The organism is Candidatus Chloroploca asiatica, from assembly GCF_002532075.1.
Classification (GTDB): domain Bacteria; phylum Chloroflexota; class Chloroflexia; order Chloroflexales; family Chloroflexaceae; genus Chloroploca; species Chloroploca asiatica.
The window spans coordinates 100,762-123,319 of the sequence record NZ_LYXE01000200.1 but is presented as its reverse complement, the minus strand read 5'-3'; the positions used below and the strand labels follow the sequence as shown (position 1 = coordinate 123,319).

General features: G+C 61.1%; 12 protein-coding genes. 7 read left to right on the top strand and 5 right to left on the bottom strand.

All coding sequences use genetic code 11. The features are described from left to right. Positions 1-77: 77 nt before the first annotated feature. From A9Q02_RS23480 to A9Q02_RS23455, 5 genes are all read right to left on the bottom strand, one after another. On the bottom strand, positions 78-1,784 hold the full coding sequence (locus A9Q02_RS23480) for a cellulase family glycosylhydrolase (RefSeq protein ID WP_097655510.1): 1,707 nt from the start codon (positions 1,782-1,784) through the stop codon (positions 78-80). A 7-nt stretch (positions 1,785-1,791) separates the two neighbouring features. Further along, entirely contained in the window at positions 1,792-3,045 is a 1,254-nt protein-coding gene (locus A9Q02_RS23475; protein WP_097655509.1) for a hypothetical protein, read from the bottom strand. 44 nt (positions 3,046-3,089) lie between these two features. Beyond that, entirely contained in the window at positions 3,090-6,431 is a 3,342-nt protein-coding gene (locus tag A9Q02_RS23470; RefSeq protein ID WP_097655508.1) for a hypothetical protein, read from the bottom strand. A 231-nt stretch (positions 6,432-6,662) separates the two neighbouring features. Next, positions 6,663-8,381, bottom strand: a complete 1,719-nt coding sequence (locus A9Q02_RS23465) for a DNRLRE domain-containing protein (RefSeq protein ID WP_141509170.1) — start codon at positions 8,379-8,381, stop codon at positions 6,663-6,665. Between the two features lie 82 nt (positions 8,382-8,463). Next, the gene (locus tag A9Q02_RS23455) at positions 8,464-9,453 is read right to left on the bottom strand and encodes a GHMP family kinase ATP-binding protein (protein ID WP_097655505.1); all 990 of its coding nucleotides are present in this window, start codon (positions 9,451-9,453) and stop codon (positions 8,464-8,466) included. A gap of 196 nt (positions 9,454-9,649) precedes the next feature. Between A9Q02_RS23455 and gmhB the strand changes: the two genes are divergently transcribed. The 7 genes from gmhB (at position 9,650) to A9Q02_RS23420 (ending at position 22,471) form a co-directional block, all read left to right on the top strand. Beyond that, a complete protein-coding gene (gmhB, locus tag A9Q02_RS23450; protein WP_172451311.1) occupies positions 9,650-10,267 on the top strand; it encodes a D-glycero-beta-D-manno-heptose 1,7-bisphosphate 7-phosphatase in 618 nt (205 codons plus the stop codon). Between the two features lie 53 nt (positions 10,268-10,320). After that, complete coding sequence (locus tag A9Q02_RS23445) at positions 10,321-11,892, top strand: HlyD family efflux transporter periplasmic adaptor subunit (RefSeq protein ID WP_097655503.1); 1,572 nt, start codon at positions 10,321-10,323, stop codon at positions 11,890-11,892. Between the two features lie 75 nt (positions 11,893-11,967). Beyond that, the gene (locus A9Q02_RS23440; RefSeq protein WP_097655502.1) at positions 11,968-13,653 is read left to right on the top strand and encodes a polysaccharide biosynthesis tyrosine autokinase; all 1,686 of its coding nucleotides are present in this window, start codon (positions 11,968-11,970) and stop codon (positions 13,651-13,653) included. A gap of 1 nt (position 13,654) precedes the next feature. Beyond that, complete coding sequence (locus A9Q02_RS23435; RefSeq protein WP_216361586.1) at positions 13,655-15,664, top strand: hypothetical protein; 2,010 nt, start codon at positions 13,655-13,657, stop codon at positions 15,662-15,664. Positions 15,665-15,685: 21 nt separating this feature from the next. Then, the gene (locus tag A9Q02_RS23430) at positions 15,686-18,157 is read left to right on the top strand and encodes a polyamine aminopropyltransferase (RefSeq protein ID WP_245860834.1); all 2,472 of its coding nucleotides are present in this window, start codon (positions 15,686-15,688) and stop codon (positions 18,155-18,157) included. 69 nt (positions 18,158-18,226) lie between these two features. Beyond that, positions 18,227-19,393, top strand: coding sequence for an acetyltransferase domain-containing protein (locus tag A9Q02_RS23425; protein ID WP_097655500.1), 1,167 nt, complete (start codon positions 18,227-18,229; stop codon positions 19,391-19,393). A 192-nt stretch (positions 19,394-19,585) separates the two neighbouring features. After that, entirely contained in the window at positions 19,586-22,471 is a 2,886-nt protein-coding gene (locus A9Q02_RS23420) for a LamG domain-containing protein (RefSeq protein ID WP_097655499.1), read from the top strand. Positions 22,472-22,558: the final 87 nt, after the last annotated feature.

The window sequence follows — 22,558 nt, the reverse complement described above, 5'->3', positions numbered from 1 at the left end:
TGCTTGCTCGCGGCTACGCCGCGAGCAAGCACACAACCACTTTTACAAATGACGCAAAGCTGCGTAAGGATCAAACCTTAGCGCCTTAGCGCCTTTGCGTGAACACGGGTGAACCAGACTGCCGCCGCTGTGACGGCGATAATGCCGCCTGCCACCAGCAACCAGAAGGGCTTCAGCCAGCGGGCCCATCCCGGCACAGGCGGGACATCAAGCACGGCCCCCGGTGCGAGCAGCGCTGCGGCAGGCTTCTCGCGCCCATCGGCCCTGATGACGCCCATATGGGCCTGCGGGCCAGTCTGCCAGGGCCACCTCCCGGCGACAGTGGCGGGTACGTGGGTAAAATCGTACAGCGTCCAGGCCAGAGTGCCGACGGCATCTACCTCACGCATTGCCGTGAGCAGGTCGGCGTAGTAGACGGCCTGCTCGGCCTCGGTGTGGCCGTGCGGGAAAACGCTGTTCCAGGTCGGTAGGCCAAACTCGCCCAAGAGCACAGGCCGGTCAGGAACCTCGGTGCGCAACGCGGCATAGGCGGGGGCAAATTCTACGACCGGCGCATAGTAGTGGAACTGCACGATGTCGACTTGGTCGGCCAGGCGCCGTGCGGCCATCGGGTTCGACCAGCCGATTGTCACGAGGTGATGCGGGGCCAGACGCCGTACGAGCGTGACGGTGTGGGCCAACCACGCATCCACGATGGGGGCACCCGAAACCTTGTCGTCCAGGTCAGGCTCGTTCTTGAGATCCCACATCAAGATGGCAGGGTGGGTAGCAAAGCGGGGCAGGATCGCCTCAAGGTGCCGGTCAGCAGAGGCCCATTGGAGCAAGCCATAGTCGGCGCGGAAGTCGAAGAGGGTGACAATCACCTTCACATCCTGAGCCTGCGCCCGGTCGAGCAGATCGCCGAGCCGGTCGAGCATCACGAGATCCACCCGCGGGCCACCGAACTGCTCGTATGGGATGAAGATGCGGATCGTGTTCAGGCCCAAGCCCTTGATCCGGCTCAGGTCGCGGTCGATCACGGCAGGGCTGTACTGCGGCCAGAACGTATCCCAGGGCGTGGCCTGAGGATAGTAGTTGATCCCCATGACATAGAACGGCACGCCCTCGAGCTCCAGACCCGTGCCGTTGGCAGTGACACAGGTCGGGCACGGCGGTACCTGAAGCACAGGCGGCGGAGTGGCGGCGCGGCGCACCAGATGGCGAATACGCCACTCGCCATCCTCAAGCAACATGACAACGTCGTAGTCGGCCCGCGTCGCGCCAGCACTCAGGATGGTGCCGGATTGCGCGCGGATCACCTGGGCAATTGGAACATCGTGGTCAGTGAAGGCGACCACCGTGCCGTCGGCGCTGTAGAAGTGCAACTGGAGGCGGTGGGCCGTGTTGGTCTGCGCGATGCGTAGCCCATCGGCGGTGGCGCGACGCACTGCGGCGCTGATCTCGCTGCGCGCAGGTCCCGTGAAGTAGGTCGTGAGCCCGTGGGGCTCGCCTTTCATATAGGAGAGGTTCCACTGGAGCCAGGCACGGAGGTAGGTCGCCTCGACCTGGCTGCGCGTGAAAGCTTCGATAGGGCGGCCAATATCGGCACCGTCGGCATCCCAACTCAGCGCAACGTGGAGGTCGGGCGGCACATTCGGTACGATGTTGAGGGCGCTGGCCGGCTCGGCCCCACGCTGGAAATAGGCCAGCAGATTGGCGATGCCGCTCACCGAAGCCCAGAAACCTGCCGTCGCCAGGATAGCGAGCAGGATCCAGATGATCAACTTGAGATGAGTCTTGCGCATAGCCTACCTACGGTGCTGTAAACTGCGTTTCCCCCACGTTCGCGCCGACAGTAACCTCAACCTGATATGAACCGGGCACAAGGTCGGCCAGCCACAACTCGAGGCGAGCCCATCCGTCCTCAGTCGCTGCGGTGAAGGTCTGCGTCCATCCCTCAGGTCCCGCCAGAGTGAAGCGTACCTCCGTTCCTTCGGGAACCAGTTGGCCGAGATTACCCAGGAGTGGTCCGGCTTCCAGCGTGACGATGCCGGTCTTCTGATCGACGCTGGCGCGCACAGCGATGGTGCCGACGGCAAGGCCCGGTTTGAAGTCAAGCCGCAACGGCAGGCTCTTGACGCCGTAGAGGGTCGCGTAGGCCGTGAGTCTTCCGGGCGTGGCCGGAGACTGGAGGTAGGCCTCGGCTACCCCATTGATCGTGTAGGCCGGAATGAGCCGGAGGGTGCTATCGGGTGCCTCGACGACAAAGGTCACCAGGGTTCCATCAAGCATCTGGTTGCCATAGCGATCGACAATGGGGGCGGTGCGCAGCGGCACGAGTTGGCGACCGTCGGCGGGCAGGCCCCTGGGGGGTGCGCTCAACGCGAACCGCACCGGCCACCCAGGCGTCTCCGTCAGGCTTGCCTCATGGCCGTGCGCCTGGCCGACGCGCACGATGACGGTGGTGCGTCCCGCAACGGTGGCACTCCAGACCCGTTCCCACCCCACGAGGTGCTGGACGGTTGTGCTGATGGTTTCGGTACGAGCGTTGGGCCGCACGAGATGAAATTCGACCGGCGTGCCTGCGGTCACAGGGTTGCCGTGCGTATCAAAGGGGATGACGGCGGCGGTGCCCCAGTGCGCCCCGTCGGCGATGATCGTGCGTGGGCCTACCAGGGCAGTCAGGGGGGCGACAACCTCACCTGGGGTGATCGTCAGATCGGCGTGACCCTCGGCAGCACCAGCACGCGCCGTGAGTGCAACCAGACCAGCCACCCGCGTGTCTTCACCAGGCAGGTGGAACTCGGCCCGCCCGCCCTGAAAGCGAGCGCGGTAGACCAGTGGCCCATAGCTGCCCTGGGCCAGCAACAGCGACTCTAGACCATCAGGCGCATCGAGCCGCTCGGCCACAACGGTCAGAGGCTTGCCAGCCGGCAAGATAGCGGGGGTGCGAACCGTCAGGGCACCTGCCAGTTGTGGCGCTGCGTCGGACGCCCGCCCGGTGCAACCTGTTAGCAACACCAGCATGACGAAGAGGAGGATCGTCGTCACAAGGCCGCGCACCATCGTAGGCACCCTGGTTTGCCTTGTATCGTTTGCCTTTTGCCTGCTCACAGACCGCCCCCTTCGAACGCATGGACGCTCACCCGCAACGAGGCGAAGCCCGTCGCCTCAGGGAGCGGGAGGCGTTCGCGCCAGGGCGCGTCAAGGCTGACCTCGGGCACAAGGTTTGTCCCAAAGAGGCCGCTCTGCTCGCTTATGACCTCGACGTCACCATAACCCGCCAGCACAATATCGATCGGCTGGGTGCGCTGAGGGCGCACCGTGTCACGGATATAGACGTGATCAACCCAGGCTACCTGGTTCTGGTCATCGTAATAGGTCAGCAACACATGAGGAATCGTCGCCTCGACCGTCCCAGTGTTGAAGAGTTGCCCGCGGAGGTGGTAGCTCCCATCGTCCGTCTGCACGATCGCCAGGTTCTGCACGCTCAGGTTGCGGCTCAGGTCGTGGCGAGTAACAACGGCCTTGGCGAAGACGGCGAACGACCCGAGCGGTCTGGTGAGCAAGGGAGGCGTGAAGGCGTCAGGTTTGAACGTTTGCAAATCCACGGTATCGCTAAGCACGGCTCCGGCGACGCCCTCGAAGTCAACGCGGAAGGGCGTCATCTCCTTGGGGAAGAGCTTGTGCATCATCACTTGCTGGGCGTTGTAGCGCGTCAACTCAACGCCATCGGGGTCACGTAGCAGCGCAGTCACCGTCACGTCGGCGGGATCCGAGTCGCTGTTAATCAACTCACCGACAACCATATAGCGCCCCTCGTAGCGGACGAGGCGAGCCGAGAGGATCTGGATCTCGGGGCGGTCGAGGATGTCAGCGAAAGCCGTCGGCTTATCCACGATCCGGCGGCGACTGGTGGCAACCCAGCCTATCTCGCCGCGCCGGAAGAAGGGTTCTGGCGGCACCGTCGTATCCACGGGATCCAGCAGAATATACCAGCGACCGTCGCGGAGAACCAGGGTGAGGTGCTGACGGGTCGGGTAGGTTGTGAGCGAGGTGACCCAGTCGGTCTCGGCGATCACACTCACCCGCTCGGGATCAGCGGCGACGACCTGCACATAGACGCTGTTGAGCTTGCCGTACGAGGCGACCATGCCGCCTGTAACCGAGAGATCAAGCAGGTACTGATCGTAGGCGGGCCGCGTCAACGGGTCGAGGCGTGCGTAGGCGCTGCTAAAGCGGCGAAAGTCCAGGTCGTCGTAGTAGTGCTCAACCACGGCGACCGGGGTGCGGGCCTGGCGCACGTAGAGCGTTCCGGCGGTGGCGACACTTGTGACGGCGATAAGCATCAGCAGGGCGAGACGCACATGATGCGCGGTTGGCGTGGCTGGCCGCAGGTGCGGCAAGCGCTGGCCCCAGTCAAGCCACACCTGCCACGGTACCGCCGGCGAGTCGTCGGTGGCGGGGAGCGCCGACCAGCTGCGCAGGTACCCGTCGAGCCACGCCCAGATGCGCTGTGCCCGCCCGACGAGATCCACCCGCGACCAGACCGCACCCAGCAGAGGCAGCAGAAGACGGCGGAACGGCCAGGTGATGATGCCCCAGAGCCTGCTGCGTAGATGGAGGGGCGTGTGCAGGCCCCCTTCCTCGTTCAGGTTGAGCAGCCAGCGCAGATAAGGGAGCCAGATAGGCGAGGAGAACGCAATGAGCGCCGCAATGATCGCTGTCAGCGGGATGATCCCCCACATTGCCCGCTGGTAGAGCGGAATCTCCTTGCGCGGCAGCACCTCGGGCAGCGGTGGAATATCCTCACGCTCCCAGACCATGATCCCATTCTCGAGACGCTGGAGCCGATGCCAGCCTGAGAAAAAGAGCAGGGGGTCGTAAAACTGGTCATTCGAGAAGACAAACTTCAGGTTGTACTTGTCGGGCACGGCCAGGAACTGCTGGAGCGAGCCAATCCCGGGAACCCCGCTGTACTTGGAGCCCTCCAGTCGCTCGACCGGCGTGGTGGTCAACTCGGGGAGGCGACGGGCCGAGTGATAGTTGCCGTCAACCGTACTGGCCGTCGTTTGAGCCGAGAGCCACGCCATCTGGTCGCCGAAGCCCAGCGTCAGATAGCGCCAGCGCCAGTGCTCATCTTTTTCCAGGAAGGTCACAATAGGCTGAAAGTCGATCGGATCGGGCTGGAAGCGCCGGAACTGGGTCAGGTTGGCGACAAAGGCCGAAAGGCTGAGATAGGTGATGATCAGGCTCACCTGGAGCAAGCGCCATGTAATCGTGCCGAACTGCTCACGCAGGTACTTTGCCAACCCCCGGTGGCGCAGGCTAACCACAAACTCACCGAGCAGGGGCATCATCGTAATCGTCGCCCAGAAGGTGAAGCGATCGAGGGTCAGCACGTCAAACGCACCGCCCAGCAACATCCGCGGGAAAGGCGTCGTGCCACCCGTGCCAAGGAAGACCAGAGCTGCGAGCGAGAGCGTCATCGGCCAGGCGCGGGTGGTCATGCCCTTATAGAAGACGTAGGGCAAGGCTATAAGCGAGAGACCATACGGGATGAGCCAGAAGACCAAGCCGGCACTCGTGTTGACGATGAACGAGTCACGCGAAGCGTGCGGAATCGAGACCTGCGTAATCGGGTCGGCCCTGCTCCAGAGCCAATAGGGCAACACCACGAACACAAGCGCGATGATCAGACCCGGGCCATAGACCGCAGCGCGCATGGTGGCAGGCAGCACGCGGCGCACGCGACGCACAACCAGGGGGCGCAGGTTGGCCCACGTGACCCGCCCTGGGTGCGCTAGCGGTTCGTCGGGCAGCGGCGTCCGAAAGGCCGTCACGAGCGAGAGCCCGATCACCGGGGCCACAAAAAAGACGGCGCCAAAAAGCGTGGTCACATGGTGCCCCGCCGTCGTGGCTGCGTTGAGCAGCCAGGCGGTGAGCAGCCAGCGGATCTTGCCCTCGTCGAGCCAGCGTTGCACAAACGGCAAGGCGTTCAGCAGAAAGCCAAGCGAGAACATCGTTGGCAATTGACCGAAAACATGAACCGTCTCGGCAATGCAAGAGGCGAAGACGAGGATTAGCGCGGCATAGCCGGCGGCCTCCTCGCTCACCCAGATCCTCGAGAAGCGGTAGATGCCAAGGGTGACATTCAGCACCGCGAAGAGGGCCACGATCACAAAGCCGGTCTTGAGACCCACAAAGGACGAGAGCAGGGCGATTGACTGTTGCGAGCCGGGCGGGTAGCTGGTCATCGGGAAGCCCGTATACCAGCGCGGTTCCCAATGGTCAAACCAGGCGCGAGCGTAGTGATCGGCAAAGAAGATATGGACAAATGCGTCGTACGTATGGGTGTACGTGCCGCTGAGCAGCAGCGCACCATGATAAACAAACGCAATCGCCAGCGCCAGGAAGAGGTATGGGTTGTAATTGTTCAGCAGCGAGCGCATAAGTGATGGTGGATAATACTACTGTCGTACGTACAAATGTTTCGACTGTAACTCCTCCCCAGTATAAATCGTTTGCATTACCACGCAATTACGATCCTATCTTCGACAGCTTCCGGGAAGCTCTGCGCGAAGATGTCATGGCGCACCGACGTGCCGAACCACCGATGAGCATGCTGCCACCACCGCGCAAGCTTCCCGGAAGCTTTATCTTCGCGCTGCCTTCGGCGTTGCTTACGGAGCAACGGGCGTGCCCAGGGTAATGATGAGCGTCGGACGTGCGACGGCATTCCAATCGCCAGTTTTGCTTGAGACAAAATATTTGCCGCTGTGATACGCGCTGTCAGCCGAATAGAGCGCCAGGCGCAGGGGGCTACCTTCCGCATAGGCCCGCGCCACCCCGGCACTCACATCGAGCGTGCGTGGCACGCCAGGCCACCCAGGGAAAGCGGGCAATGGATCAACCCAGCCAGCGCCGATGTTTTCGCGGGCCAGGGGTGCGTTGTTCCAGGTCAACGCCCCTGCTTGCCAAGCTTCGCCGACAACAAAGGCCTGGATCAACGAGGGTTCGGCATCTTCGGGCTGGGAATTGCCAAATTGATGCAGGATCAACTGGGCTGAAACGACCACCTGGCCTGGCGGCAACGAGGCAAGCGGGAAGATGGCATAGTATTTCGCAAAACAGGGCCAGTCGGCAACATCTGATTGGTTCTGAACATTGAACTGGCTGCTCTCGGGCGGATCAGTCGCCTGGCCCCACTCGGTCCAGAAATCGAGGCCGTCGCCACAGGTCGTGCCGCCACCAACACTGGCATCCTGCACCACCAGGCCCGGCCCCTGACGAAGGGTATAGGTCGTCTGGTTCGTTGTCGGCGGGGACGTGTAGCCTGGTGCACCAAAAACAAGGTCGCCCCAGGTGGTCGGGTTGGTCGTCACGCCTGCCGGAGGCCACACCTGCACAGGGATGGGCGTACCGGCTTGATCATCACGATCATGCACCTCGACCGCCATCCGCCAGGCCGTACCAGGCGCAGGTGGCCCGGCAAGACCAAGGCTGCTAAAGGGAATGCGGAAGGTCATCGCCCAGCCGCGGTCATCGCTATTGTCATTGAGCGCCTGACCACGCCAGCCAGGGAGGGTCGTGAAGGCGACCGGAGCGGCAACCCAGGCTCCTGTAGTGCCACGGGCCGAGGCTTGAAAAGCCGCCCCGCCACCATTGCTTAGTTGCGCGGTAAACCGATAGCTATTGGCACTCAAGCCAGTGCCGGTACCAGGATCGAGATAGAGCGTCGCCGCGTCCCAATCGGTCAGAGTAGCCGCCGAAGGAGTAGGATTATACCAGAGGCGGCGGTCAAAGATTGCCAGATAGACATAGAGTTCCTGGTCATTCGAGCCAATGCGTACATCGGTATAGTTCTGCGACGGCGTCACCTGCCCAAACCAAAAGAGCGCCATTTCGCCAAACTTGGTACTGAGATCCTGAACGGCGTGGTAGGGTGCGTGGACGCGAAAGGCCGAGCGAGGTTGGGGTGTCGGCCCTGTTGTGCTCGTTGGGGTGGGTATTGCGGTGCTTGTAGCTGTAGCCGTCGCGGTACTTGTTGACGCTACCGTCGGCGTTGCCGTGCTTGTTGACGCTACCGTCGGTGTGGCCGTACTTATTGACGCTACCGTCGGCGTTGCGGTCGCCGTAGCCGTACCGGTGGGCGTAGCCGTACCGGTCGCCGTGACCGTGATCGTCGGATCACGGGTAGGGGTAAGGGTCGGCGGCACAGTGGGCAAGGGCGTTGACGTTGCGGTCACCGATGGGGCAACGGTTGTAGGCGAAGGGCCGGGTTGAGCAACAATGGGTAAAAAGAGGAAGTGGGAAGGAACAACTTGCGCGAAGATGAGGACAGTACTAAAACTCAGACAACATCCTATGAGCAACAGCACCCTGATCCGGGAACGAAACATAAGCTCCCTCCTTCACATGCTGCGTGTGACGAAGCATGCCAGCGTAACTGGCATGCGTCGTCACAACCAGCATGCATTGCGACTACAACTCCTCCTCCACATAAATAATTTTGCTTCCCTGTGGTTCAAAACGAATGGGCACGCACCGTAACTCGGGCAAGGCGGCAAGGATCGCCGCGTGGCGTTCAACGGGGGCATAGAGGAGCAAAAAGCCACCGCCGCCAGCGCCAAGGATCTTGCCTCCCATTGCCCCGGCAGCGCGTCCACGTTCATACCAGGCATCAATACGGTCGTTGGAGATACCCGAAGCCAGTTGGCGTTTCAGCATCCAGCCCTCGTGCAGAATCTCACCGAAGGCATCAACATCATTGGCCACCAGTACTGCCCGCAGATCGTGGGCCAATTGGACGAGGCGACGAAGGTTCGCGCGCTGGCGGGCATCCTGTTCGGTCTTCGAGCGCTGCTCGGTCAACACCGTCGCCGTCTGGCGGGTCTGACCAGTATAGAGCATGAGCAGACGGTTTTGCAACGTTGTACGGGTTGTGGTGGAACAGATAACGGGGTCAACAAAAACCGTCTCGTCGGGATTGAACTGAATAAATTGCAAACCGCCATAGGCCGCAATATACTGATCTTGCTTGCCGATAGGCGCACCGCAACGTTCGATCTCAATATAACACGCTTCGCGTGCCAGCCGCTCGGCGCTCGCCAAACGACCGCAGAAGGCGTGCAAGGCATTCAACAGACCAACGGTATAGGTGCTGGAAGAGCCAAGCCCCGTACCCTGCGAGGGGATATCGGAAATGGAGGTAATCTCGATGCTCTGATCGCGACCGGTCAACTTGAGGGCCTCACGGATCAACTCGTGTTGGAGTTCTTCGACCGAATTGACAATTTCGGTGACGGAATAACTGGCGCGGATCTGGTGATCAAACTTGGCATTCGCATTGATATAGATATACTTGTCGATACTGACGCTCACCACCGCCCCAGGCTCATCTCGATAAAAGGCTGCCAGGTCACTGCCACCACCAGCAAAACTGATCCGCAAGGGTGTTCGCGAGATAATCATACGGCTCCTCTGGTCATCCTTACGCCACCGGCCACAAAAACGTCGCGCTACAAGTCTACTGTACCAGGATAAACGCTGGCGCACAGCTTCTGCCCACGCTTGTGACAAGATTGTCAGCCCTATTTAGAGGATATTTAGCCACGTTTTATAGGCGGCGACTATCCTGAGTAGGCCGATGAGCCTAGCGAGGAGTGCGATGCGTGCCATTTTCCTTGATCGGGATGGAGTAATCAACGAAAACCGTTCGGATCATGTGAAGACATGGGACGAATTTCAGTTTCTCCCAGGTTCACTTGAAGCGATGCGCCTGCTCAGTGAGGCAGGGTATCCGCTCTTTATCGTGACCAACCAGGCCATTATCAATCGTGGCATCGTGACCGTAGCAACCGTCGAAATGATTCACCAACGCATGCTGCAAATCATGCAAAAATGTGGCATCATAGTAGAAGACCTCCGTTATTGCCCACACCGTCCCGACGAAGGGTGCGCTTGTCGCAAACCGGCACCTGGCATGCTGATGAGCCTGATCCAGGCCCATCAGATCGATCCGCAGACGGCCATCATGATTGGTGATGCGCTGACCGATATCGCGGCGGCCCAGGCCTGTGGATGTCGAACGATCATGGTACGGACGGGACGAGGGGCAATCGATCTTGCGGAGAAACCAGATACGTGTTGCCTTCCTGATCTTGTTGTTGACGACCTCCTCGCTGCCGCCCGGTGGATCATTGCCGAGCAGGCGCATCGCCAGCGTCCTACCGACGCGCATGTACCTACGCTGGTTGGGCGAAACCAGACCGAACCAAGCCTCTGAACAGAGCCAAGTGCCTGAAAACGAGGGCCTGACACCTTCGACGGAGTGGAGCGATGAACGAGTTTTGCCAGAAACTGATCCGCGGGTTGAGCATCCCTCTGCTGGGGCTAGCGCTGGCTGGCTGTAGCATTGGACAGATCGTAGGGGCACCTACCCCAGAGCCTTTTACCGTACCGACCGTCGTGCCGACTGACATCACGCTAGCCACGCCTGTACCGACCGCGGTGGTCACGACAACGGACGCAGGACGTACCGTGGCCGTGCAACGCGGCAACGTCCGCGATATCCGCGTGCTGAATGGGCAAGTGACCCCTGTGTTGGAGCGTGAACTGGCGTTTCGGCAAAGCGGGGTGATTCGTCGGCTCTATGTTGATCCTGGGATGAGCGTGACCGCCGGAACCTTGCTCGCCGAGCTTGACCTTGGCACGTTGCAAGAGCAGTTGCGGCAGGCGCAGATCGTGGCCGAGCAGGATGCCGTGGCGATTAGGCGGGCCAGTGAAGGGGGCAGCATCGAAGTGCGCCGGGCTGAACTTGCGCTGGAAGAAGCCCGCGCTGCGCTGAGCGAACTGCAAACCCCACCCAGTGCCCAGGCGGTAAGTGAGGCCCGGGCGCGCCTCGAACGCGCCGAAGCGGCGCTTTCCCGCACGCGCAACGATGCCTCAGCCGAGAAGACGCGCGCCGAGCGGGCCCTCAGCGATGCCAAGACCGAGCTTGAGCGCCTGCAGATTCGTTATGCCGAACTCGTGGCCCGCAGTGAACAAAATCCCGAGACGGTGGCAGGGGCCGATCTGCGTGAGCTCGAAGCAAGCATCCGCGCCGCCGAGAGTGCGGTCGCCGTCGCGCAGATCAACTATGACACGGCCTTTGGTAACGAAATTGCCGCCCTGCAAGCGGCGCAGGCTGATGTCGATCTCGCCCGGGCCAGCCTCAATCAACTAGTGGCCGGGCCAGACCCCTTTGAGGTAGCCGAGGCCGAACGCGCCGTCCGACTGGCCGCTGTGCAGCTTGATGCCGCCCGTCAGAATGCGCGCCCCGACCCGCGCTTGGTGGTCGCGCTCTCGTCGTCGCAACTCGCGGTCAAAGAGATTGAGAATGCCATTGAGACCCGTCGTATCTATGCACCCTTCGATGGCACGATTACGGCCGTTGAAGCGATGGCAAGCTTCCCGGTTCAAGCTGAAATTCCGGTCATCCGACTGATGGATAACTCGGGCTTTGAAGTGACGATCAGCAGCCTTGATCAAGCCATACTAAACCGGATTACCTCGGGGATGCCCGTGCAAATCAGCTTTACCCGGTATCCCGAACGCCAGGTTGCCGGCACTGTGCGGATGACCTCAGCCGGGACGATGGCTGGCGGTGGTTCAATGGTCGCGGTGAGCTACAACGCGCCCGAACTCAACCTTGGCAATGATGATCTCGCCAGCGTGACTTTTGATTTCGGCGAGCAGCAGGATGTGCTCTGGTTGCCACCCGAGGCGCTGCGCCGCGATGCAACTGATTATGTGCTCCGCGTAGGCGCTGGAAGCGAAGAACGCATTGATATTGTGCTCGGTGCAATGAGTGACGAACGAATCGAAATACGTGATGGCTTGCGTGAAGGCGATGAGGTTGCGCTGCGCTGATGGGGGTAGCCGCCCTCATTAGGAAAGCGATTGGGGCTTGGAGCACGCTATCCTTAAAAGAAAAGGCCTATTTTCATGCTGACGTTTGATGATCTATGGACATATCTACGCGTTCTTTTGCGCTGGTGGTGGGTACTCGTGCTGGGTACCGTCCTTGCCGCGAGCGTAGCCTTTGTCATGGCATCACGCCAGCCGAGATATTATGTCGCCCAAACAACCTTGATGATTGGTGACTCACTGACGTCGGCAACGCCTGATGCCCAGTTGATCGGGTTGAGCAACGCGCTGGCCATGTTTTATAGCGAAATGGCCCGCCGTGAACCGATCCTCGGCCCGGTCACTGAAAAGCTGGGGCTCGCCTTTGAATGGCAGGTCATCGCAAACTATATGCTCACGACCTCGGTGAATAATCGGGCAAGCTTGCTCAACATTACAATTACCGACACCAGCCCGGAACGGGCGGCAGCGCTGGCGACGGCTGTTGCAAATGAGTTGATTGCGTACAGTCCCAACTCGCCCGAAAAAGTTGCATCACAACGCCTGTTGATCCAGGAACAAATCATCCAGGTGCAGGCAAATCTCGGACGCATTGATGAGACCCTCGACGAGACCCGGGCAATGCAGGCACGCACGTCGGGGGCCGCTGATCTGCGTGAGTTGCGTAATCGTATCGACGAGTTGGAGCGTACCCGTGAGAGTACCCAGGATACCTACAATCAACTGATCCTCATCGAAAAAGGGAGTATCGCCAATACGCTGAGGGTTCTTGAGGAAGCGCGCGTACCGACACAGCCGCTACCCGATAAACGCAGGCTTACCGTAGCCATGGCCGGTATGGGTGGTTTCATCCTGGCTGCTCTGGCGGCCTTGCTGCTCGATATGCTCGATGATCGCTGGCGCAGCAAGAGTGACCTGCGTTCACGCTTTGGAATGCCCTCGCTTGGTCTGGTGCCAGGGCGTCGCCCATTGATCACGCTCAAGCCTGGCAGCGCCTGGCAACGCGAAATAGCGATGCGTGAAGCGCATACCAACATCGTGCTCGCGGCGATGGAACAGGGCAGCAGTAGCTTGATGATCACCAGCCCGACTCCGTCGGATGCCCGAAGCGCCTTCAGTGTCGACCTGGCCCAACTCTTTACCCGCTCGGGCTATAGTGTCCTGCTCGTTGATGCTGATATGGAACAACCCATCCTGACCCGGATGCTCGTTGGTGATAACCCCGAAGCGCAAGGCACGCTCTACAGCAATGGCAAACCCGAGATCTGGTCGCGGATGTACCCGACGATGCTCAAGAATGTGCTCTTGCTCGCGCATAATGTGGGGCCAGATGGGGTTGCCCTGACGCCATCACTGCCATGGAGCGAACTGGTCGAGCATTTGAAGCGAGTCGCTGATATTGTCATCTTTGATGGGCCATCAACCTTGCCAAGTGTTGATGCCGCCCTGCTGGCCCCCCTGGTTGATGGGGTGGTACTCACCCTCGATCCTGCTTATGACAATCGTGGTGCCATTACCGAGAGTAAAGCGCGCCTGACGCGCAAGCGGAAGACCACGCTGCTAGGGGCGGTCATGCTCACCGAAGAGGTGCTGGCCCACCCGGCCCAGACCCAGTACCCGTGGCTACCCTTGGTCAAGAATGCGCCAAGGTTGGAAGACGGGCAGGCTGACGCCCAGATTGAACATATTCAAGCTGAGTCACCCCGTACCGATGATGGTCGGGTCATTGTCACGCCTCCACCAGGCGATATTGAGGCCCGCTAAGGTGAAGCAACGCACCCTCCTGACCCGACGCCAATTTTTGGGCACCGTTGCTGCCGGGGCCATCGGGTTGAGTACTGCCGGGATTGGTTATGGGCTTGAGGCGCGTCAGGCCCCGCCACCCTTTGGGCCTGAACACGGCGTTGTCGCAGGGGCCGCAACCCTGCCTGCGCCTGCGACGGCCCCGCTGCTAGTGGTTGGCAATGCACGTGCCGTGCCGTCGTTTGCCGGGTATCTGGCCGAGATCCTACGGGCCGAGGGATTGTTTGCGTTTCAAGAGGCTGAGGTGACACGTTTGACATTGACCGCATTGCAACAATACCCGCTGGTGCTCTTGAGCGCCGGGCCACTCACGGCTGACGAAGCGGCGCTGCTGCGACGCTATGTCGTTGAGGGTGGTATGCTCCTGGCCTTGCGCCCAGATCCACGGCTTGACGAGGTCTTTGGTGTGCGCCACCTTGGCGCCGTCGAAGCACGTGGCTCGCTCCAGGTTGTGCCCGGAGCACCAGTCGTCGCCGGGATTGAAACTGGGCGCTTGCAGTACCACAGCCCGAGCGATCGCCTCGAACTGGCCGGGGCGCAAGAGTTGGCCCGTAGTCAGACCGGCGCCCCGCTGATCACACTGCATCACGTTGGGTCTGGCCGAGCGGCGCTCTGGGCCTTTGATCTGGCGCACAGCATTGCCTTGCAACGGCAGGGCAATCCTGAAGAGGCCGATACCGAGCGAGATGATATTCCAGGGGTGCGTGCGGTTGATATGTTTGTGGATTGGATTGATGTTGAGCGCATCCATGTGCCGCAGGCTGATGAACAACAGCGGTTGCTCGCGAATATGCTGTTGGAACTGAGCAGTGCGAACGTGCCGCTGCCACGCCTCTGGTATTTTCCTGGTGGAACACCGAGCGTGCTGGTGACGACAGGCGACGCCCACGGCAGTACGGCCAATTATGTCGAAGAAGTGCTCGCCCGCGTTGAACAACGGGGCGGCACGATGTCGGTCTATTACACCCCCCCGCCGGCGAGTACGCTCGGACGGATGACCCGCAAGGCGCGCTGGTGGGCTGCCGATGTGCCAGTGATGGGGGTGCTGCTCGAGCGCGATCAGCCTCTGCCCACACCAGGGCACCTGGCGGCGTGGCGCGAACGGGGCCATGAATTTGGCATGCATCCGTATGTCGAAGAAGGCCTTGCCTACGGCTACAACGCCTATTGGAATGAGTTTCTGAAATTTGGCTATGGACCAGTCCCACCGACGGTACGTACCCATCGCATCCTCTGGCACGGGTGGGTCGAGAATGCCCGTGTTCAGGCGCAGTATGGGCTGCGCATGAACCTCGACCATTACCACATTGGCAGTACCGTCCGCACCGCTGATGGCGCGTGGCGTTCGGGGTACCTGGGTGGCACCGGGCTCCCGATGCGCTTTGTCGACCAGGATGGCACACTGCTCAACGTCTTTCAACAGGCAACCCACCTGGTTGACGAGCACATGATGAATGTCTTCGATACGGGCTACGACCAGGGCCTTGATGGGTCGATGGCCGCAAGCCTTAGTCGGCACCAGATTGCCGAGAGTGTCGGGCGGTACCCGTCGGCCCTGGGGGTACAGTGCCATATTGACCCCTTCCTGCTGGGAGGTGAGAAGGCGGCGAATGTGGGTCAATGGTTTGAAGAGACGCTTGACTTTGCCACCGACCTTGGCGTGGCAACCCTTTCAGCCGAACGCTGGCTGGCTTTTGTCGAGGCACGCATGGCGGCTAGGGTCGAGCAGGTGCAATGGCAAGCCGCAACAGGCCGCTGGCAGGCGATCCTCGATCTTCCCCCCCAGCCAGCCGGCCCACTTGAACTGATGCTCCCCCAGCAACACAACGGGGCCGAGTTGAGCAGCATCCGTCTCAATGGCGAGACCCATCCGTGGCATCGTCGCCGCCTTGCCGGACGCGAGTATGTCAGTTTTTATGTGCCCCATGGACGCACAAGCATTGAAGCAGGGTACAGTCTATCAGCTCTGTGAAATACCGAGGGGGAACCACTGTTGAGTACTTCATCTACAGCCTGGCAGCGCTACGTCGGACTGGCCCTTATTTCAGGCGCGGTTCTGGCCTTGCAAATCACGTTTACGCGCATCTTTTCATTGATGATCTGGCACCACTTCACCTATCTGGTCATTGGTGTCGCCATGCTTGGCGGTGGCGCAGCCGGAACGTTTCTCGCCGTACGCCAGTGGGATCACGCCACGATCGGACGGCGCATTGGTCTGCTCGCGGTCATCTTTAGCCTGTGTACCCTGGTCAATCTTGTTGCGATCAGCCTGGTTGGCATTGATCCGCTGCGGGCAAGGCAGTTGCCGTGGACAATCGTCGGCCTCGGTATTTATTTTAGTTGTCTTTTTGCAACTTTTTTCAGTGGTGGTCTTACGATTGCTGCGATCTTCAGTCGCTGGGTCGGGCAAGCGCACCGGCTCTACTTTGCCGATATGGTTGGTGCGGGGATCAGCACCATCGGCGTCCTGGTGCTGATCCAGACCTTCAGCGGGCCTGGCACCATTGCGCTGGTGGCAGCCGTTGTCGCCCTGGCGGGGTTATTCCTGGGGAGTGAAACGGCCCCACGCTGGCGACGGCTTGCGCCAGCGGCACTGGTGGTTGCGCTAGTGATCACGACCCTCATTGCGACCGTCGCGCCCTTGCGGTTGCCAGTGCCCGGATCGAAAGAACTGGGCTGGGCAATGCAGGCGCAGGAGACCGGGCCGGAGTACACACGCTGGGATCCGGTCGGGCGCGTTGATGTCATGCCGGAAATTGTCGTTCGCGAACCGATGATCGTCGGCGCAGTTGGCTCGGTCTATCTGCAAGATCTCGAGCGCAAGCCGGATCTCCCGCTGAAGTTGCTGACGATTGACGGCACTTCGATGACAGGGATGTACGCCTTTGACGGCAGCGATGCCGATCTCGAGCGCTTCCGCTTTCTCGATCACGCCGTCATCAGTGCGCCCTACTATATCGGCCTGCAAGAGCCAAGCGCTTTGCTGATCGGGGTCGGTGGCGGGCTGGATATTCTGCTGGCGCGGCTCTATGATGCCCGGAGGATCACGGCGATCGAGCTAAACCCGACGATCGTATCGTTGCTCAAAGGCCCGTATGCCGACTACACCGGGCGCATTGCCGAGCATCCAAACACTGAATTGATTGTTGCCGAAGGGCGGAGCTACCTAACGCGCAATACGGAAAAGTATGACATTATTCAGGGCATTGGCCTTGATAATCTGGCCGCGCTTTCGGGTGGAGCCTACGTGCTAGCCGAGTCATACCTCTACACCGTGGATGCCGTCGAGCAAGCCCTCGGTCAACTCACGCCCAACGGCGTCTTTTCGTGGACCCGCGATGTCAATAGCCCACCCCGCGAGATGCTACGCTTGACGGGACTGGCCGCCGAAGCGTTGCGGCGCAATGGCGTAACCGAGCCAGCCGCGCATATTGCCATTGTCGCCAACGAAGCGGGCGGCAATGCAACGCTGCTTGTCTCGCCGTCGCCCTTTACCCAAGAGGCCATCACCGAACTACGCACCTGGGCCGAGGCCAACAACTTTGGCATGCTGCACGACCCATTTGTGCGGCAGACAACCGCCTTTGCCGATTACCTCTACGCGCCCGATCCGCGTGCGTATGAGGCAGCCTATACGTTCCACATCTACCCGGTCACCGACGACAATCCCTTCTTCTACAACTATTTCAAATGGAGCAACCTGCACTTCAATAGCGCATATGAAGGCCGGTTGAACCGCTTCCCCATTGGCAATCTCATCCTTCTGACGATGTTTAGCATGGCCCTGATCACCGCAGTGCTCTTTATTGTGCTGCCCTTGATCCGGTACAAGCGTGACGGACTGCGAACGCCCGGTGCGATGCCGGTGCTGACCTATTTCAGCCTGTTGGGGGCGGGCTATATCTTTGTCCAGATCATTCTCATCCAACGTTTTACGCTCTTTATTGGCTATCCTATTCATGCGACCACCATTACCATTGCGAGCATGCTCGTCTTTTCGGGACTGGGGAGCCTGATCGGGCGACAGATCTTGCAAACAGCGGCGCAGCTACGCATCGCGCTCGCCGTGATTGTCGGCCTGATTGGGCTCTACATTCTCGCCCTACCCACGATCTTTGCCGCCCTGCTCTATCTGCCTGACCTGACGCGGGCCATCGTGAGCGTCATCCTCATTGCACCGCTGTCGCTGGTGATGGGCATGCCCTTCCCGACGGGACTGCGCCAACTGGGGGCTCAGGCCCCGGCGTTGACCCCGTGGGCGTGGGGGGTCAACGGGGTCTTCTCGGTGCTCGGGTCAGTGATGGTAATCATCATCAGCATGGCAAGCTCGTTTACCGTCGCGATGATCTGTGGGGCAATCTGCTATGGTGCCGCCGCCATCGTTGCCCCGGCCCTCTGGCGCGTGACGATGGAACGACGCGTGCCAGCCGAGTCGGGCTCCATACCAGGGCTGGCGGCAGACTAAGTGACGGTCGAAGCATTGCCTTGGCATAGCCAAGGCAATGCTTCGACCACTCATCGAAAAGGGTGACGTATGGCGATCCAGGCACGCACCGTTCAAAAAGCCGATGTCCTGACGCGTGAACAGGCGGTCAGCACGACGCGCATTCTCGCCATCGATGCCTTGCGCGGGCTGGCGATGCTCTTTATGGCGCTCGACCACGCCAGTTTCTTTGTGGGGGCCGGGTTACAGGCCGAGTCGTATGGCGGCCAGTTCGTCACCCTCCAGAGCATTGCGTACTGGGGGCTGGGGCTGATCACGAATCTTGCCTCACCAATCTTCTGGCTCTTGAGTGGCTACAGCCTGGCGCTCTTTAGTGCAGGCCGCCAGCGCAAGGGCTGGAGCACCTTGGCGGTGAGTCGGTACATGCTGATCCGGGCGGCAGTGATCCTGGTGCTCGATCTGACGATCTGCTGGTTCTTCTGGATGGGCGACGCACCCTATGTGCATGTGCTCACCGCAATTGCGGTTGCCATGGTTATGTTAAGTTTGCTCCGTCTCCTGCCAAAGCACCTGCTCGCCATTGTTGCAGGGGCGGTCTTGCTCGGCTACCAGTGGGTCATCGGGGTCATGGCGCCGGCCCTCGCGGCCGACACCCCGCAGGGTTTCTGGCAGGCGTTCTGGCTCACCTATAGCTACGACACGGTACCGGCGGTCGGCTTTCCAATCCTGGGCTGGGGGCCATTGATGTGGCTGGGATATGCGCTTGGGGCGCTGCAAGGGCGTGAAGCCATGCGCCAGCCGCGCACATGGCTGCTGGCGGGCCTCGCGCTGCTCGGGCTGTGGCTTGGGTTACGGCTACTCGGCGGCTATGGCGATCTCGGGCCTGCTGGTCAGGTTGGTGGAACCCCGGCGCACTTCTTGATCATGAGCAAAGCCCCGCCGAGTCTCACCTATTTTGCCTTCAACCTAGGGTTGGCAGCGCTCATCCTGGCGGGCCTCTTCACCGTACCCACCTTGCTTGCCAGCGGCCCGCTCCAGCCCCTGGTCACCATCGGCCAGGTCGCCCTCTTCTTCTACGTCGCGCACATTGTGGTCTATCACTTCATTGCCCGGATCTTCGCGGTGCTACCCACCCCGGGGCCAGTCGTCATCTGGGGGTGCCTTGCATTCAGCGCAGGGCTGTTGATCCTGGTGCCGCTCAGCGGCGCATATCGCGATTTGCGCAAACGGTATCCCAGGGTGCTGAGCTATCTGTAGAACTCCGCAGCAGGGCGCAGCAGCGATCAAGGGGGCGGTACGATGGTCGGGGTCGCAAGGGTTGGTGAAGTGCGATGAACTGCAAAAAGAAGCAGCGTTTGGGATTGCTTTCTTTTATAAGAGCATGGCTTTAGCTAAATACCTGGAGGGTTTAAGTTGATCCAATCATCTTGGTCAAAGGCGGTGTTCATAATGATTGTTCTGCCGCTGCTTGGCGGCATCTTTGCAATGCCGCCTTCAATAATTGCCCAAGATAGTGCGAGCACGTCGCTACGCTTCTACGGCAGCGGAAGAGACGATCTGGATCGCGTCAAGCTCCCCCTGGGCGACCTCGATGCGAGCTTCGCGCTCACCCGTTCGGCCCCGCTCAATGTTGGTGTCGACGAATTCACCATCGAGCTTTGGTTCAAGGCCAGTGCCGTTGAGAACCCTGCCCCCGCCCAAGCGTGCGGCAGCAACAATAACTGGATCTACGGCAACATCCTGCTCGATCGCGACCGCTTCAACGACCGAGGTCGGAAGTTCGGCCTCGCCATCGCCGGTGGACGCCTGATCTGGGGCGTGGTGCCCGGCGGCGACGAGACCTTCTTCACCCTCTGCGGGACTACCAACGTGCTTGATGAGCAGTGGCATCACCTGGCGCTCCAGCGCCGTGCGAGTGACGGACGACTCTGGATGTTCCTTGATGGTCGGCTTGAGGCTGAAGCAATCGGTTTCAGCGGCGACCTGAGCTACCCCCTCGGCGTAACACCGAGTGTGCCCGGCGAGCCCTGGTGCGCAGGGCCTGGTGGTAGTTGGGAGGGTGTCTGCCGGAATGACCCCTACGTCATTCTGGGAGCCGAGAAACACGATGCTGGTCCAGAGTACCCATCGTTCAGTGGTCTCCTCGACGACTTGCGCATCTCCAACATCGTGCGCTATGGCGCCAACTTCACGCGCCCGAGCGCACCGCATCCTGCCGACGCCAACACCGTGGCGCTCTACCGCTTCGATGAGGGCGTCGGCACGAGCATCGGCGATAGCTCCGGTGCAGCCGGTGGCCCGAGCAATGGTACGCTCATTCCGCGCAATAGTGCCACCTCGGCTGAGCATTGGTCCACCGATACGCCTTTTGGCAGCTTACCAATCATTACCACCACGCTGACGCCTACCGCCACTAACACGCCAACGCAGTCCGCCACCAACACCCCGACCACACCCGCCACCAACACCCCGACCACACCCGCCACCAACACCCCGACCACGCCCGCCACCTCCACGCCAACACCGACCAGTGTCCCCTTGGCGACGAGCACGCCGCTGCCCACCAGTACGGCCTTCCCCACCAACACGCCGCTACCTGCAGGCACCAACTTCGCCCTCGCCTTTGATGGGCTCATCGACATCTTGCGCGGCTCCCAGGTGCCCGGGCTCACTGGCGCGCAGACGATTGAGCTCTGGGTAAACCCGACGACGGCCAACCAGACCGTCGTGCTGGTCGCCTCCACCGACGATACCACCGGCTGGTCGCTGGAACTGAACAATGGGCGGGCAACCTGGTGGGTCATGACGAGTGCCACCGGTTGGCGCTCGGTCGCCCATCCCACGGCCCTCCCACTCAACACCTGGTCGCACCTCGCGGTCAGCTACAGCAATGGCAACGCGACCGTCTTCGTCAACGGTACCGCCGGACCAACCACTGCGCTTGGCACCCTGACGGTCGGACCACAAATGCTGATTGGCGGCGCGCCCGGCTATGGCTTCTTTGCTGGCCAACTCGATGAGCTCCGGCTTTCGAATGTGGCGCGCTACAGTAGTCCCTTCACGCGTCCCTCAAGCGGCTTGAGTCTCGACGCGAATACCCTGGCGCTCTACCGCTTCAATGAGGGCAGCGGCCAGACGACGGCAGACGCCTCTGGTCTGGCACCGACCTTGACGTTCGGCGCATCGAGCGCTGTCGGCGCTGATGACCCCACCTGGGTCAACTCGACAGCGCCAACTGGTGGTGATGGGGCCGTGTCTACACCAACCTCCACGCCGACCACGCCCGCCACCAACACCCCGACCACGCCCGCGACTAACACCCCGACCACACCCGCCACCAACACCCCGACCACACCCGCTACCAACACGCCAACCACGCCCGCCACTAACACCCCGACCACACCCGCCACTAACACCCCGACCACACCCGCCACTAACACCCCGACCACGCCCGCCACCAACACCCCGACCACACCCGCGACTAACACCCCGACCACGCCCGCCACCAACACCCCGACCACACCCGCGACTAACACCCCGACCACACCCGCGACTAACACGCCAACCACGCCCGCCACCAACACCCCGACCACGCCTGCCACCAACACCCCGACCAGTGTCCCCTTGGCGACGAACACGCCGCTGCCCACCAGTACGGCCTTCCCCACCAACACGCCGCTACCTGCAGGCACCAACTTCGCCCTCGCCTTTGATGGGCTCATCGACATCTTGCGCGGCTCCCAGGTGCCCGGGCTCACTGGCGCGCAGACGATTGAGCTCTGGGTAAACCCGACGACGGCCAACCAGACCGTCGTGCTGGTCGCCTCCACCGACGATACCACCGGCTGGTCGCTGGAACTGAACAATGGGCGGGCAACCTGGTGGGTCATGACGAGTGCCACCGGTTGGCGCTCGGTCGCCCATCCCACGGCCCTCCCACTCAACACCTGGTCGCACCTCGCGGTCAGCTACAGCAATGGCAACGCGACCGTCTTCGTCAACGGTACCGCCGGACCAACCACTGCGCTTGGCACCCTGACGGTCGGACCACAAATGCTGATTGGCGGCGCGCCCGGCTATGGCTTCTTTGCTGGCCAACTCGATGAGCTCCGGCTTTCGAATGTGGCGCGCTACAGTAGTCCCTTCACGCGTCCCTCAAGCGGCTTGAGTCTCGACGCGAATACCCTGGCGCTCTACCGCTTCAATGAGGGCAGCGGCCAGACGACGGCCGACGCCTCTGGTCTGGCACCGACTTTAACGTTCGGCGCATCGAGTGCCGTCGGCGCTGATGACCCCACCTGGGTCAACTCGACAGCGCCGACCAGCAGGGAATGATCGTCCGGATGGAGGAGTTGATAACGATGGTCGCAGGCCCCAAACAAAACTGTCACCTCATCTAGCACAAGATTTAGGACAGTGTTA

Coding starts and splice junctions, on each gene's coding strand:
- A9Q02_RS23440 (WP_097655502.1), top strand. CDS start 11,968: ATGCTGACGTTTGATGATCTATGGACATATCTACGCGTTCTTTTGCGC.
- A9Q02_RS23470 (WP_097655508.1), bottom strand. CDS start 6,431: ATGCGCTCGCTGCTGAACAATTACAACCCATACCTCTTCCTGGCGCTG.
- A9Q02_RS23420 (WP_097655499.1), top strand. CDS start 19,586: ATGATTGTTCTGCCGCTGCTTGGCGGCATCTTTGCAATGCCGCCTTCA.
- A9Q02_RS23475 (WP_097655509.1), bottom strand. CDS start 3,045: ATGGTGCGCGGCCTTGTGACGACGATCCTCCTCTTCGTCATGCTGGTG.
- A9Q02_RS23480 (WP_097655510.1), bottom strand. CDS start 1,784: ATGCGCAAGACTCATCTCAAGTTGATCATCTGGATCCTGCTCGCTATC.
- A9Q02_RS23455 (WP_097655505.1), bottom strand. CDS start 9,453: ATGATTATCTCGCGAACACCCTTGCGGATCAGTTTTGCTGGTGGTGGC.
- gmhB (WP_172451311.1), top strand. CDS start 9,650: ATGCGTGCCATTTTCCTTGATCGGGATGGAGTAATCAACGAAAACCGT.
- A9Q02_RS23425 (WP_097655500.1), top strand. CDS start 18,227: ATGGCGATCCAGGCACGCACCGTTCAAAAAGCCGATGTCCTGACGCGT.
- A9Q02_RS23445 (WP_097655503.1), top strand. CDS start 10,321: ATGAACGAGTTTTGCCAGAAACTGATCCGCGGGTTGAGCATCCCTCTG.
- A9Q02_RS23465 (WP_141509170.1), bottom strand. CDS start 8,381: ATGTTTCGTTCCCGGATCAGGGTGCTGTTGCTCATAGGATGTTGTCTG.